The 12,688-nt window shown below is 64.6% G+C and carries 14 protein-coding genes; 4 read left to right on the top strand and 10 right to left on the bottom strand.

Annotated features, from left to right (window positions below; genetic code table 11):
- Window positions 1-145 precede the first annotated feature (145 nt).
- The gene (locus J2X38_RS09230) at window positions 146-628 is read left to right on the top strand and encodes a YbjN domain-containing protein (RefSeq protein WP_058537973.1); all 483 of its coding nucleotides are present in this window, start codon (window positions 146-148) and stop codon (window positions 626-628) included.
- Window positions 629-727: 99 nt separating this feature from the next.
- Here the strand turns inward: J2X38_RS09230 and J2X38_RS09225 are convergent, their stop codons facing one another.
- The 5 genes from J2X38_RS09225 to thiE all read right to left on the bottom strand — a co-directional run bounded on the left by J2X38_RS09225 (window position 728) and on the right by thiE (window position 5,415).
- On the bottom strand, window positions 728-1,549 hold the full coding sequence (locus J2X38_RS09225) for an inositol monophosphatase family protein (protein ID WP_037510802.1): 822 nt from the start codon (window positions 1,547-1,549) through the stop codon (window positions 728-730).
- Window positions 1,546-1,863: a cupin gene (locus J2X38_RS09220; RefSeq protein ID WP_058537974.1), complete on the bottom strand. Its 318-nt coding sequence runs from the start codon at window positions 1,861-1,863 to the stop codon at window positions 1,546-1,548. Before J2X38_RS09220 ends, J2X38_RS09225 begins: the two co-directional genes overlap by 4 nt.
- The gene (gene efp / locus J2X38_RS09215; protein ID WP_039573784.1) at window positions 1,863-2,426 is read right to left on the bottom strand and encodes an elongation factor P; all 564 of its coding nucleotides are present in this window, start codon (window positions 2,424-2,426) and stop codon (window positions 1,863-1,865) included. The genes J2X38_RS09220 and efp overlap by 1 nt, the downstream gene beginning before the upstream one ends.
- A gap of 108 nt (window positions 2,427-2,534) precedes the next feature.
- Window positions 2,535-4,496: an OPT family oligopeptide transporter gene (locus J2X38_RS09210; RefSeq protein WP_310253386.1), complete on the bottom strand. Its 1,962-nt coding sequence runs from the start codon at window positions 4,494-4,496 to the stop codon at window positions 2,535-2,537.
- Window positions 4,497-4,776: 280 nt separating this feature from the next.
- Window positions 4,777-5,415, bottom strand: a complete 639-nt coding sequence (gene thiE / locus J2X38_RS09205; protein ID WP_310253384.1) for a thiamine phosphate synthase — start codon at window positions 5,413-5,415, stop codon at window positions 4,777-4,779.
- A 35-nt stretch (window positions 5,416-5,450) separates the two neighbouring features.
- Here thiE and J2X38_RS09200 point away from each other — a divergent pair, with 35 nt between their 5' ends.
- Window positions 5,451-5,849, top strand: coding sequence for a hypothetical protein (locus tag J2X38_RS09200; protein WP_310253382.1), 399 nt, complete (start codon window positions 5,451-5,453; stop codon window positions 5,847-5,849).
- Here the strand turns inward: J2X38_RS09200 and J2X38_RS09195 are convergent.
- The 5 genes from J2X38_RS09195 to tkt form a co-directional block, all read right to left on the bottom strand.
- On the bottom strand, window positions 5,846-6,502 hold the full coding sequence (locus tag J2X38_RS09195; RefSeq protein ID WP_310253380.1) for an O-methyltransferase: 657 nt from the start codon (window positions 6,500-6,502) through the stop codon (window positions 5,846-5,848). The genes J2X38_RS09200 and J2X38_RS09195 overlap by 4 nt on opposite strands.
- A 3-nt stretch (window positions 6,503-6,505) precedes the next feature.
- Window positions 6,506-7,375 (bottom strand): fructose bisphosphate aldolase, encoded by an 870-nt coding sequence (locus J2X38_RS09190; RefSeq protein ID WP_405053456.1) that lies wholly within the window; start codon window positions 7,373-7,375, stop codon window positions 6,506-6,508.
- A 100-nt stretch (window positions 7,376-7,475) separates the two neighbouring features.
- Window positions 7,476-8,672 (bottom strand): phosphoglycerate kinase, encoded by a 1,197-nt coding sequence (locus tag J2X38_RS09185; protein WP_310253375.1) that lies wholly within the window; start codon window positions 8,670-8,672, stop codon window positions 7,476-7,478.
- A 17-nt stretch (window positions 8,673-8,689) separates the two neighbouring features.
- Window positions 8,690-9,697: a type I glyceraldehyde-3-phosphate dehydrogenase gene (gene gap, locus J2X38_RS09180; protein WP_310253373.1), complete on the bottom strand. Its 1,008-nt coding sequence runs from the start codon at window positions 9,695-9,697 to the stop codon at window positions 8,690-8,692.
- Window positions 9,698-9,733: 36 nt separating this feature from the next.
- Window positions 9,734-11,701, bottom strand: coding sequence for a transketolase (gene tkt, locus J2X38_RS09175; protein WP_310253371.1), 1,968 nt, complete (start codon window positions 11,699-11,701; stop codon window positions 9,734-9,736).
- Between the two features lie 168 nt (window positions 11,702-11,869).
- On the opposite strand from tkt, the gene J2X38_RS09170 reads away from it, so the two are divergent.
- Together J2X38_RS09170 and J2X38_RS09165 are read left to right on the top strand one after the other, a co-directional pair.
- Complete coding sequence (locus J2X38_RS09170; protein ID WP_058537981.1) at window positions 11,870-12,076, top strand: hypothetical protein; 207 nt, start codon at window positions 11,870-11,872, stop codon at window positions 12,074-12,076.
- Window positions 12,069-12,515: a cell division protein ZapA gene (locus J2X38_RS09165; RefSeq protein ID WP_058537982.1), complete on the top strand. Its 447-nt coding sequence runs from the start codon at window positions 12,069-12,071 to the stop codon at window positions 12,513-12,515. Before J2X38_RS09170 ends, J2X38_RS09165 begins: the two co-directional genes overlap by 8 nt.
- The last annotated feature ends 173 nt before the right edge of the window (window positions 12,516-12,688 follow it).

Below are 12,688 nucleotides of genomic sequence, written 5' to 3'. Positions count from 1 at the left end.
GCAAGCGCTGCGGGCAGGAATTTCGTATCGCGTGTGACCAAAAGCACAAAGGCCGCTGGTGACAGCCCCTATCGCTGTGATACCCCACCCGAAAAGGGTCGGAGTACCGCGCTTTCAGGGCGCAACTTGGATAAAGGGAGCTTCCATGGGACCAACTACCACTCGCGCCGCGCTCGCCTTGGGCGTCGCTGCACTTTTTGCGGCGACTCCGGCCAAGGCCGAGCTGATCAACGCGTCGAATCCCGCAACGATCAAGGCGATCCTCGAGTCGCAGGGCTGGCCCGCGACGCTGATCAGCAAGCCCGGCGACGATCCCTATCTCGAAAGCAATCGCAACGGCCTGAAATTCCTCGTTCTCTTCATGAACTGCGAAGAAAGCAAGAAGTGCAAGACGCTGCAATATTATATGGGCTTCAGCGACGCGAAGGACGTCTCGCTCGACAAGCTCAACAAGTGGAACAAGGACAAGCGCTTCGCCCGCGCCTATAAGGATGACGAGGGCGATCCGGTGCTCGAAATGGACGTCGACCTCGATTTCGCAGGTATCCCGCGCGAGAATGTCGGCGAGACCTTCAACACCTGGGCGTCGCTGATGGACAGCTTTCGCGAATATGTTTTCGAGAAGTGACCTGACCAATCATTCGTCACCCCGGACTTGATCCGGGGTCCCGCTTTTCAGCGTCGCCGAGCGGGATGCCGGATCAAGTCCGGCATGACGAAAAGAAGGTCAGGCGTTGCGGAGTGCGCCCGCCACCAGCTTCTGCAGCTTCGAATGGACCGCGGCGCTGCCGGCGATAAATTCGCTGCGCTCGATCGCGCGGTCGCCGCCGCGGAAATCGCTCACGAAGCCGCCAGCCTCGCGCACGAGCAACATGCCCGCTGCAACGTCCCAGACCTTGAGGTCGCTTTCCCAGAAACCGTCGTAACGCCCAGCCGCGACCCATGCGAGGTCGAGGCTGGCGGCACCGAAGCGGCGGATGCCGGCGACTTCGGGCGCGACCGCACCGAAAATGCGGCTCCACTGCGCCATATTGCCATGGCCCATGTACGGAATGCCGGTCGAGATCAGGCACTCGTTGAGGTGGCGGCGCGATGCGACGCGCAGGCGGCGATCATGCAGCCAGGCGCCGCGGCCGCGTTCGGCCCAATAGCTTTCGTCGGTGACGGGCTGATAGACCAGCGCCGCGGTGACGTCGCCCCAGCCGCCGCCCGGTTTCGGTTCCTGTACCGCGATCGAGATCGCGAAATGCGGGATCGCGTGGAGGAAGTTCGACGTGCCGTCGAGCGGATCGATGATGAAGCGGGGCTTGCCGGGCTCGCCCTCGATGATGCCGCCTTCTTCGAGCACAAAGCCCCAGCCCGGACGATCGCGGCCGAGTTCGTCGTACAGCGTGCGCTCGGCGGCCTGGTCGGCTTTCGACACGAAGTCGGCCGGCCCCTTCTGCGAGACCTGCAGGTGCTCGATTTCGCCAAAGTCGCGGCGCAGCTTCGTGCCGGCCTTGCGCGCGGCGCGTTCCATGACGGTGATGATGCCCGATACGGCCACTATACGGATCCCTTACGTTCTACGACCAAAATGCGGGCCTCGCCCACCGGATGCGCCACATGTTCGTCGCCGACATCGGCTACAAACATGTCGCCGGCGGCAAGGCGCGCAACATGCTCCTCGCCCGCCTCTCGATAATGCATGTCGACGGTCCCGGCGATGACGCAAAACAGTTCGGCGCCGTCGTTGACATGCCATTTATAAGGCTGGTCCGTCCAATGCAGGCGGACGCTGGCGCCTTCGATCTCGACGAGATCGCGCGCCCCCCACGCGCGGTCGGCCCGAAAGCTCCGCGCGTCGGTGACGATCTTAGCCATCAGTCGGCGCGGCGGACATATTCGCGGTCGTACACATGCACAACGATCTTGGTTCCGCTGGTGATGTGCGGCGGCACCATCACGCGCACGCCATTGTCGAGGATCGCGGGCTTGTACGACGACGAGGCGGTCTGCCCCTTCACCACGGCGTCGGCCTCGACGATCGTCGCTTCGATCGTTTCGGGCAGTTCGACCGAGATCGGGCGCTCTTCCCAAAGTTCGAGAACGACGTCCATGCCGTCCTGCAGGAATTCATGCGCTTCGCCGACGACGTCCTTGGAGATGTTGATCTGTTCGAACGTGTCCTTGTCCATGAACACCAGATCGTCGCCCTCGGCATAGAGGAACTGGAAATCCTTGGTGTCGAGGCGGACCTTTTCGACCGTGTCGGCGCTGCGGAAACGGTTGTTGAGCTTGCGCCCGTCGATCAGATTCTTGGCTTCCACCTGCATATAGGCGCCGCCCTTGCCCGGCTGGGTGTGCTGGATCTTGGTGACCTTCCAGATCCCCTTTTCAAATTCGATAATATTGCCGGGACGGATTTCAACGCCGGTGATTTTCATCGCGCACACTCACTAGACAAGGATGGAAAGAGCAAAGCAGCGCCCGCCGGGCACAGCTATCAGGTGCGCGCCTTTAGCCGCGCCAGCGCCGAAGGGCAAGCCGCAGCGTCAGGGCGTGGCGACGACCAGCCGGCGCGTGCGCCGATAGCTGGCCCAGACGAGCACGACAAAGAGGATCAGCCCGATCCACGGCGCATAGGGCGCATAGCCGTCGCCGGTCACCGCAAGCGGCGCGTCATTGTCGGTCACATAGACGGTGCCGGCGTAGAACACGCCCAGAAGACTCTCGCCGACGATCATGCCCGTCGCGGTCAAAACGCCCATGCGATGCGCAAAGCTGGCGTTCGGACGTTTCGCCGCCCAGCGGTCATAGAACCAGCCACCGACCGCACCGATCACGACGGGCAGGATGACCGCCATCGGCAGGTAGATACCGATGCCGATCGCGAGCGGCGGGAGCCGGAGCTTGCCCGCGCGGCCGAGCAGCGCGTCGACGATGATGAAGCCGATCCCTGCGAGCACGCCATAGCCGAGCATCGTCCAGTTAAGATCGCCGCCGAGCACGCCCTTTGCGAGCGACGAGATCAGCCCCGCCTGCGGTGCCGCCAAGGCCTCAGGCCCCGCACCCGGAACACCGACGAAGCCGACGGTCTCGTTGAGCACATTGAGTACCGGCGGGACAACGAGCGAACCGAAGATCACGCCGATGATCAGCGCGACCTGCTGTTTCCACGGCGTCGCGCCCACGAGCTGGCCGGTCTTGAGATCCTGGAGGTTATCGTTCGAGATCGTCGCGATGCCGAAGACAAGGCCGGTGACGATCAGCGCATAGGCGACCATCGCGGCGATTTCTTCCTCACCACCCCCGCGGCCAAGCAGGCCGAGCAGCAGCAGCGACGATGCGATGATCGCAAGGATGCCGATCCCCGACACCGGCGAGTTCGACGCGCCGATCAGACCCGCCATATAGCCGGTGACCGACGCGATCATCAGCCCGACGATGATGATGAACAGGATCGCGCCGGCAATTAGGATCATCGACGATCCCGCAAGCGGCCCGCCCGCGAGCACCGTCCAGAGCAGCCAGCCGATCGGCAGCATCAGCGCCAGCGAGCCGCCGAACACCCATTTGATAGACATATCCTGTTCTTCGATCGCGAGCGCCTGCCCGCCTTCGCGCGCGCGGCTCGCCGCCATCGCCGAGCGAATGCCGCCGAGCACCGGCCCCGCGATCTTGATCAGCGTCCAGATCGCGGCGACCGCGATGACGCCGGCGCCAAAGAAGCGCACGTCGGCGCGGAACACCGTGTTCGCCAGCGTTTCGGCATCGCCCGCTCCGCCCTGCGTCAGGATCGGCAGCAGCACCCACCAGCCGGTGACCATTCCGACGAGCTGCGCCATGCCGACCGAAAGGCCGACGAGATGGCCGACGCCGAACAGCGCAAAGGCGAGGCCGCCTGCGATGCCCGTCGCGCCGGTGCCGACCGCGAACCAGCGCGCGACCTCTGCGCCCGCGAGTTTCATCTGGGTCATCAGGGTAAAGACCGCGGCGACGATGCTGTTCCACAGCAAGGCCGAGAGCCCGGCGCGATTTTCCTCGGCGCCCTCGGCGCTCGCGGCGCCGACCTGCAGCACCTCGGCGGCGGCGCGCCCTTCGGGATAGGGAAGGTCCGAATCGACGACGAGCGCGCGGCGCAGCGGCACCGAAAACAGCACGCCCAATATGCCGCCGAGCATCGTGATCGCGGTGGTCTCCAGCAGCGGGAAGCCCTGCCAGTAACCGACCATGACCAGGCCCGGGAGCACGAAGATGATCGCGGCCAGCGTGCCCGCGGCGCTCGCGATCGTCTGGACGATATTATTCTCAAGGATCGTCGACCCGGCCATATAACGCAGCAACGCCATCGAAATCACCGCCGCGGGAATCGAGGTCGCAAAGGTCAGCCCGACCTTCAGCCCCAGATAGACATTCGCTGCGGTGAACATCAGCGTGAGCAGCCCGCCGAGCAGGATTGCGCGGATCGTGAGTTCGCGGCCGCGCGACGTCGGCGCCACGGTAGTTTCGGTCATAATATTCTCCCCAACCGCTGTGTTGCGACACGCCCACCCTTGCGCAAGCGAAAAGGCGACGAACCGAAGTCGATTTGACGCATCGATCCAATAGAACGCGCGACATCAATGCCATATCCGCCGCCATGATGAGTATCGATCTTTCGGACCCTACCCCGCCGCCCCCACGCGGCAACGCAGCAACTTCGTCGCGCGGGGCACCTTGCGCCGGCCTTTTTGGCTGGCGCAAGGATGCGCCGCCGCGTGCGTCCAAAGATCGTCCGAACACGCCCGGACGCGATTACCCGGCGGGCTGATCTTCGAGGAGCACGCTGAACGCGCGCACAGCTGCCGCAGGGCCCTCAGGGTACGCCCAAATGCCACCCGATACGGCAAGAAAGTCAGCGCCCGCGTCGATCAGCGCCGGCGCATTGTCGACAGTGATTCCGCCGATCGCGACGCAGGGCAGTTCGAACATGCCCTGCCACCATTCGAGAATCTCAGGCTCCGCATGATGCTCGACCGCCTTGGTCGTCGTCGGGAAAAAGGCGCCGAAGGCGACATAATCGGCGCCCGCTTCACCCGCTTCCATCGCCATATGGCGGCTTGCATGACAGGTCACGCCGATCTGGGCCTGCGGGCCGAGGAGCTGGCGCGCCTCGCGCGGGTCGCCGTCATCCTGCCCCAGATGCACGCCATCGGCACCCAGCCGCTTCGCTAGCGCGACATCGTCATTGACGATGAACGCCACGTCGTGCGCGGCGCAGATCGCCTGCAGCGGTTCGGCGAGCCGCGCGGCCTCGTGCTGGTCGATCTCCTTGACGCGAAACTGGAACGCGGCGACCGGGCCGGCGCCGAGTGCTTCGGCGAGCCGATCGGGAAAATCGCCGCCGACATCGAGCGGCGAAATCAGGTAAAGTTGGCAGGTTGGTGCTTTCATGGCGCGTTCATAGCGGCGAGGTCACAGACGGGCAAATGCAGAACTTCCACCGCCTCGCGATCCTCGCCCTCCCCGCCGCGCTTGCCATGTCCGCCTGCGCCACGACGCGCGCCGCGCCGCTGCCCGACGGCAGCGACGTCGCGCTCGGCCAGAAAGCCTATGTCGATGGTCCGATCGTCCAGCCCGTCGAGGTGCTGGAAGACAGCCGCTGCCCGATGAACGCACGCTGCGTGTGGGCGGGACGCGTGCGGGTGAAGATGGTCTGGATCCGCGGCAATGGCGAGAAACAGCCATTCGAGGCGACGCTGGGCGAACCGACTCAGCTTGCCGATGGGCAGTTCACGCTCGAATCGGTGCGGCCGGAAAAGATGACCAATGTGGCGATCAAGCCGGCGGACTATCGCTTCTCGTTCCGCTTCGCGGGCGGGCTCTAAAGCACCCGCGCCAGTACGAATCCGTCCCATTTTTTCGCGCCGACGGTCTGGATCGCGGTCGCATCGAGGCGGGAATCGGCGGCGAGCATGTCAAACAGCGCGCGGGTGCCGATGATCCGCTCGTCGTCGCTGTCCGCCTCCAGCACCCCGCCTTCGCGGACGACATTATCGACGATGATCATGGTGCCGGGGCGCCCGAGCCGGATCGCTTCGGCGACATAAAGCGCGTTGCTCTGCTTATCGGCATCGATGAAGACGAAATCGAACGGCTCTTCGCCGGTCATCGCCGCAAGGCTCCCAGCCGCGGGGCCGACGCGGATATCGACCTTGTCCGATACCCCGGCGCGTTCCAGATTCTGGTGAGCGACCTTCGCGTGATGGTCTTCGAGTTCCAGCGTCACCAGCTCGCCGCCATCGGGCAGCGCGCGGGCTAGCCAGATCGTCGAGTAACCGCCGAGCGTCCCGATTTCGAGTATCCGCTTCGCGCCCGCCATCTGCGCGAGCAGGAAGAGCATCTTGCCCTGCGCCGCCGACACGTCGATCGGCGGCAGGCCTTGTTCAGCATTGTTGGCGAGGGTGGTGGCAAGCGCGTCATCGGCGCCAAGCAATTTGGCGGCGATATAGTTGTCGACGGCTTGCCACCGCTCTCCCATCACCTAGGCCACGGAGGCCGCGTGAATTTCCTCGATCGCGCCGCCGAGCGACGCGTTGAATTCGTCGTCGCTCATCTGATGGCGCAGATCCTCGAGCAAAGCGCGGCTGAAGCTCGCGATGATGCCCGGGTTCTTCGCCAGTTCGACGCACGCTTCGGGGCGGGCAAAACCGCCCGACAGCGCGACGACGCGCAGCACCTTCGGATGATCGACCAGCGGCTGGAACAGGCCGGCCTCGGTCGGCAGCGACAGCTTCAGCATCACCGGCGCGCCGGTCCAGGCGTCGAGCGCCGCGAGCGTTTCTTTGAGCAGCAGGCGATCCGCCGCATCGCGCTCGGCGCTCTTGATGTTCACTTCGGGTTCGATGATCGGGACGAGGCCGTGCGCGGCGATGCGCGCGGCTTCGGCGAACTGCTGTTCGACGATCGCCTTGATCCCGACCGGGTTGGCGAGGTTGACGACGCTGCGCATCTTGGTGCCGAATACGCCCTTGGCGACCGCGCGCTCGCACAGCGCATCGAGACCCGGATTGGCCTTCATCAATTGAACGCCGTCGGCTTCGTCTTCGAGCCCCTTGTCGACCTTCAGAAACGGAACGACGCCGCGCTCCCAGAGTAGTGCGGGAACGGACTTGCCGCCGGCTTCGCCGTCCATCGTGCGCTCGAACAGAATCGCACCGATTACCTTCTCGCCGTTGAAGCAGGGCGCGGTGACGATGCGGCTGCGCATGTCGTGGATCAGGCCGAACATTTCCTCGTCGTTCGAGAAGGCGTCGGCTTCGATGCCATAGCCCTTCAACGCCTTGGGCGTCGAACCGCCGCTCTGGTCGAGTGCGGCGATGAAGCCCTGCCCCGATTTGATCTGGTCGAGCATGGCGGCATTGGCGGTGGTCATAGGATCTCCGGTTGTTTGCATACGTATGTGGCGCTGCGCATAGCGACCCCTTGGGCGCGATGCAATGCGACGGGGAAGTCTATGCCTTCAGTGCGTCGACGCCCGGCAACGGCTTGCCTTCCATCCATTCGAGGAAGGCGCCGCCGGCGGTCGAAACAAAGGTGAAATCCTTGGCCACGCCGGCATGGTTGAGCGCGGCGACGGTATCGCCCCCGCCCGCGACCGAGATCAGCGAGCCCTCGCGGGTCAGCGCCGCAGCTGTCTTGGCGAGCGCGACGGTCGCGGTGTCGAACGGCGGGGTCTCGAACGCGCCGAGCGGGCCGTTCCAGACGAGCGTGCGGCAATTCTTCAGCACATCGGCGAGCGCTTCGACCGCTGCGGGGCCGACGTCGAGGATCATCTCGTCGGCGGCGACTTCGTGCACGTTGACGGTGCGCGTCGGCGGGTTCGGGGCGAACTCCTTCGACACCACGACGTCATAGGGCAGATGGATCGTGCAACCCGCGGCGTCGGCCGCGTCGAAGATCGCATTGGCGGTATCGACGAGATCATGCTCGCACAGCGACTTGCCGACATCGACCCCGCGCGCGGCGAGGAAGGTGTTCGCCATACCGCCGCCGATGATCAGATGATCGACCTTGCTGACGAGGTTGCGCAGCACGTCGATCTTAGACGACACCTTCGCGCCGCCGACGACCGCGGCGACCGGATGCTCGGGATTGCCGAGCGCGGCGTCGAGTGCCTTGAGTTCTGCCTCCATTGCGCGGCCGGCGTAGGCGGGCAAGCGGCGGGCGATGCCCTCGGTCGAGCCATGCGCGCGGTGTGCCGCCGAAAAGGCATCGTTGACGTAGAGATCGCCAACCTCGGCGAGCGCGTCGGCAAAGGCCGGGTCGTTCTTTTCCTCGCCGGGATAGAAGCGCGTGTTTTCGAGCACCGCGACGTCGCCCGCGGCGAGCACCGCGATGCCCGCCTTGGCGCCCTCGCCCACGGCTTCGGGGATGAACATCACCGAATGGCCGAGGACGTCTTCGACGCCGCCCATGACGAGGCTGAGCGATTGAGTGGGGTTTTTCGCGCCCTTCGGCCGCCCGAAGTGCGCGAGAAGCAGGACGATCGCGCCCTTGTCCGACAATTCGCGGATCGTCGGCATCGCTGCCTGGATCCGGGTCGCGTCGCTGACCGCGCCTTCGAACAGCGGGACGTTGAGGTCGACGCGCACGAGCACGCGCTTGCCGGTGACGTCACCGATATCGTCGAGGGTCTTGAACGCGGTCATCGACGTTTCCTTTTGGATCAGAGGAACTTGGCGATCACGCCCGCGGTGTCGATCATGCGGTTCGAGAAGCCCCATTCATTGTCGTACCAGCTGAGCACGCGCACCAGCTTACCGTCGATCACCGAGGTTTCGAGGCTGTCGATCGTCGAGCTCGCCGCATTGTGATTGAAGTCGATCGAAACCAGCGGCTCCTCGGTGAAGCCGAGCACGCCCTTCAGCGGGCCTTCGGCCGCAGCCTTGAGCACCGCGTTGACCTCTTCCTTGGTGGTGTCGCGGAGCGGCGTAAAGGTCAGGTCGACCACCGACACATTCGGGGTCGGAACGCGGATCGACGAACCGTCGAGCTTGCCCTTGAGTTCGGGCAGGACCAGACCGACGGCAACCGCCGCACCGGTCGAGGTCGGGATCATCGACATCGCGGCGGCGCGGGCACGGCGCGGATCGTCGTGGATCTGGTCGAGGATCTTCTGGTCGTTGGTGTAAGCATGGATCGTGGTCATCAGGCCGCGCTCGATACCGATCGCTTCATGCAGCACCTTGGCAAAGGGCGCGAGGCAGTTGGTGGTGCACGACGCGTTCGAGATGATCAGGTGATCGGCGGTGATCTTGTCGTCGTTGACGCCATAGACGACGGTCAGGTCGACTTCCTTGGCGGGGGCCGAGATCAGCACGCGCTTGGCGCCGGCGTCGAGATGCTTCTGGCCGCCGGCCTTGTTGGTGAAGAAGCCCGTGCACTCCATCACGATGTCGATGCCGTTCGCGGCGTGCGGCAGCGCGGCGGGATCGCGCTCGGCGGTCACCTGGATGCGCTTGCCGTTGATGATCAGGTCGCTGCCGTCGATTTCGACGGTCCCGTTGAAGGCGCCATGCACCGAGTCATGGCGGAGCAGGCGGGCGTTCGCCTTGGCATCACCCAGATCGTTGATCGACACCAGCTCGAGATCGTGATCGCTACGCTCCAGAATCGCGCGCGCCACATTGCGGCCGATGCGTCCGAAACCGTTGATTGCAACCTTTACTGCCATGTCGAAAAATCCTTTCTGCGTGGGATAAGCCGGTGCTTAGTTGCCGAGCTTTGCCAGTATCTGGGGGGTGATAGCATCGGCGGTAAGGCCGAAATGCTTGAATAGGTCTTCAATCGGTGCCGAGGCGCCGAAGCTGTCGATGCCGAAGCGCAGGCCGTGGCGGCCGGTGTAGCGTTCCCAGCCAAAGGTCGTGCCCGCCTCGATCGACACGATCAGCGCGTCGTCGGGCAGGATATCGGCCTGATAGGCCGCGGTCTGTTCGTCGAACAGTTCGGTCGAGACCATCGAGACGACGTCGACGCCGTGACCCGCGGCTTCTAGCTTGTCGGCGACTTCGATCGCGAGCGACACTTCGGAGCCGGTCGCAACGAGCACGACCTCGCGCGCCGCGGAGGCGTCGCGAAGGCGGTAACCGCCTTTCAGACAAAGATTTTCGGTGACGTCATGACGCAGCGGCGGGAGGTTCTGACGCGTCAGCGCGAGCAACGAAGGCCGGCTTTCCTGCGCGAGCGCCAGCGCCCAGCATTCGGCGGTTTCGACCGCATCGGCGGGGCGCAGCACGAGCAGGTTCGGCATCGCGCGGAGCGACTGGAGATGCTCGATCGGCTGGTGCGTCGGACCGTCTTCGCCGAGCCCGATGCTGTCGTGCGTCATCACATAGACGACGCGCTGCTGCTGAAGCGCCGACAGGCGGATCGCAGCGCGGCAATAGTCGGCGAAGACAAGGAAGGTGCCGCCATAGGGCACAACGCCGCCGTGCAACGCCATGCCGTTCATCGCGGCCGCCATGCCGAATTCGCGGATGCCGTAATAGATATAGCGGCCGGAATAATCGTCCTTGGTCAGCGGCTTGGTCGACGATGTTTTGGTGTTGTTCGAACCCGTCAGGTCGGCGCTGCCGCCGACGAGCGCCGCGATATCGGCGGTCAGCGCGCCGAGCGTGTTTTCCGAAGCCTTGCGCGTCGCGACCTTCGGCGGTTCGGCAACCAGACCGTCGAGATAGGTTTTGAAGGCGTCACCCGGAACGATCTGGCCGGCGATGCGATCAGAAAATTCCGTTTTCTTATCGCTATTTGCGAGTCGATCATTCCATTCTGCGTGAAGTTTTTTGCCCTTCTCGCCGAACGCCGCCCACGCCGAAGCGATGTCGGCGGGAATGACGAACGGTTCGGCAGTCCAACCCAGTTCCATACGCGCGGCGGCAATCTCGTCGGCACCGAGCGGGGCGCCGTGCGTCGCCGAGGTGCCCTGCTTGTTGGGGGCGCCGAAACCGATGATCGTGCGGCACGCGATCAGCGACGGGCGCGGATCGGCGAGCGCGGCGTCGATCGCGCGGCGGATGTCGGCAGGATCATGGCCGTCGCAGCTTTCGACATGCCAGCCGGTCGCCGCATAGCGCGCCGGAATGTCTTCGCTGGTCGACAGGTCGGTCGATCCGTCGATAGTGATCTTGTTGTCGTCCCACAATACGGTCAGGCGGCCGAGGCCGAGATGTCCGGCGAGCCCGATCGCTTCGTGATTGATGCCTTCCATCAAGCAGCCGTCGCCCGCGATCACCCAGGTGCGATGGTCGACAAGGTCGTCGCCATAGATGGCATTGAGATGCCGCTCGGCGATCGCCATGCCGACCGAGGTGGCAAGCCCCTGCCCCAGCGGCCCGGTCGTCGTTTCGACGCCTTCGAGCTCGAAATTCTCGGGGTGGCCTGCACACGGGCTGTGGAGCTGGCGAAAATTGCGAATGTCGCCGATCGTCGGCCGCGCATAGCCGGCGAGATGCAGCGTCGCATAAGCGAGCATCGAGCCGTGCCCTGCCGACAAAACGAATCGGTCGCGATCGGCCCATTTGGGGTCGACGGGATCGAACTTCAGATAATCCGAATAAAGGACCGTGGCGACGTCGGCCATGCCCATCGGCATCCCCGGATGGCCGCTGTTTGCGGCCTGTACAGCATCCATCGCAAGCGCGCGGATTGCGTTGGCGAGCTGGCGTTCAGGCAATGTCATTGGTCCCCCGGAAATGGCTGGGTAGACGCCGGACGTAGCGTCTGGATCGGATGCGGACAGCCCTTTGCGGCGGCGGGGGCAGGAGTCAACCGCCCGTGACGGAAAATCGGCGCATTTTCGACCGACAGGGCAATTGCACGCCCTCCCCGGCGCTGCTAACCCTTCGTCATGGAACTCGATCTCGACGAATCCAGCCTGGCCATCGGCCGTATCGAACGCGCATTGAGCCGCATCGAAAAGGCGCTCGCCGACCGCGCAAACCGGCCCGAATCGGCCGGCGCAGCCCCCGCCGCCGACCAGTCGGCATTGAAGGCAGAGGTTGCCGCTGTCATCGGCGAACTCGATCGGCTGATCGCGGAGGCCGACCGTGGCTGACGTGAAACTCACGATCGCGGGACGCCCCTACGACCTCCATTGCGAGGATGGACAGGAATCGCAGCTTCTTCAGCTTGCCGCCGTCGTCGACGAAAAGGCGCGCGAAATGCCGGGCGGGACCGAGGTTCGTCAGCTGCTTTTCGCCGCGCTGATGCTCGCCGACGATGCGCAGGACGCGAAGGGCAAGATCGAAAAGTCCGAACCGCAATCCGATTCGCTTCGCGCCGCGGTGGCGCTTGCCGAAAGCCGCGAGGCGACGGCGCGTGACGAGCTGCGCGCGGCGGTGACGCGCGAACAGGCCGCGCTCAAGGAGCTGGAGGCTGTGCTTCAGGCCGGGCCAGCCGCTGCGCCATCCACGAAACCCGCGCATGATCGCGCACTGCTGCAAATCGCCGACCGGATCGAGGCACTAGCTGCGAAAGTCGAGCAACTCCCTTGAGCAAGCGGGCCCGCGCCCCTACATAGGGAATGGCGGGTACTGCCCGGCACGAGCTTTTGCGAAAATCCCTGAGGCGATACATCATCCTAGGGGGCTGTCCCTGCCCGGACCCTGGTCCGACGTACATGGTCCCCACCTGACGTTACTGGCGTCAGAGGACTTTCCAGCAAACG

The sequence above is a fragment of the Sphingopyxis sp. BE235 genome, assembly GCF_031457175.1.
Classification (GTDB): Bacteria; Pseudomonadota; Alphaproteobacteria; order Sphingomonadales; family Sphingomonadaceae; genus Sphingopyxis.
The sequence above is the reverse complement of the archived record's forward strand: the minus strand, read 5'-3'. Positions and strand labels throughout refer to the sequence as shown.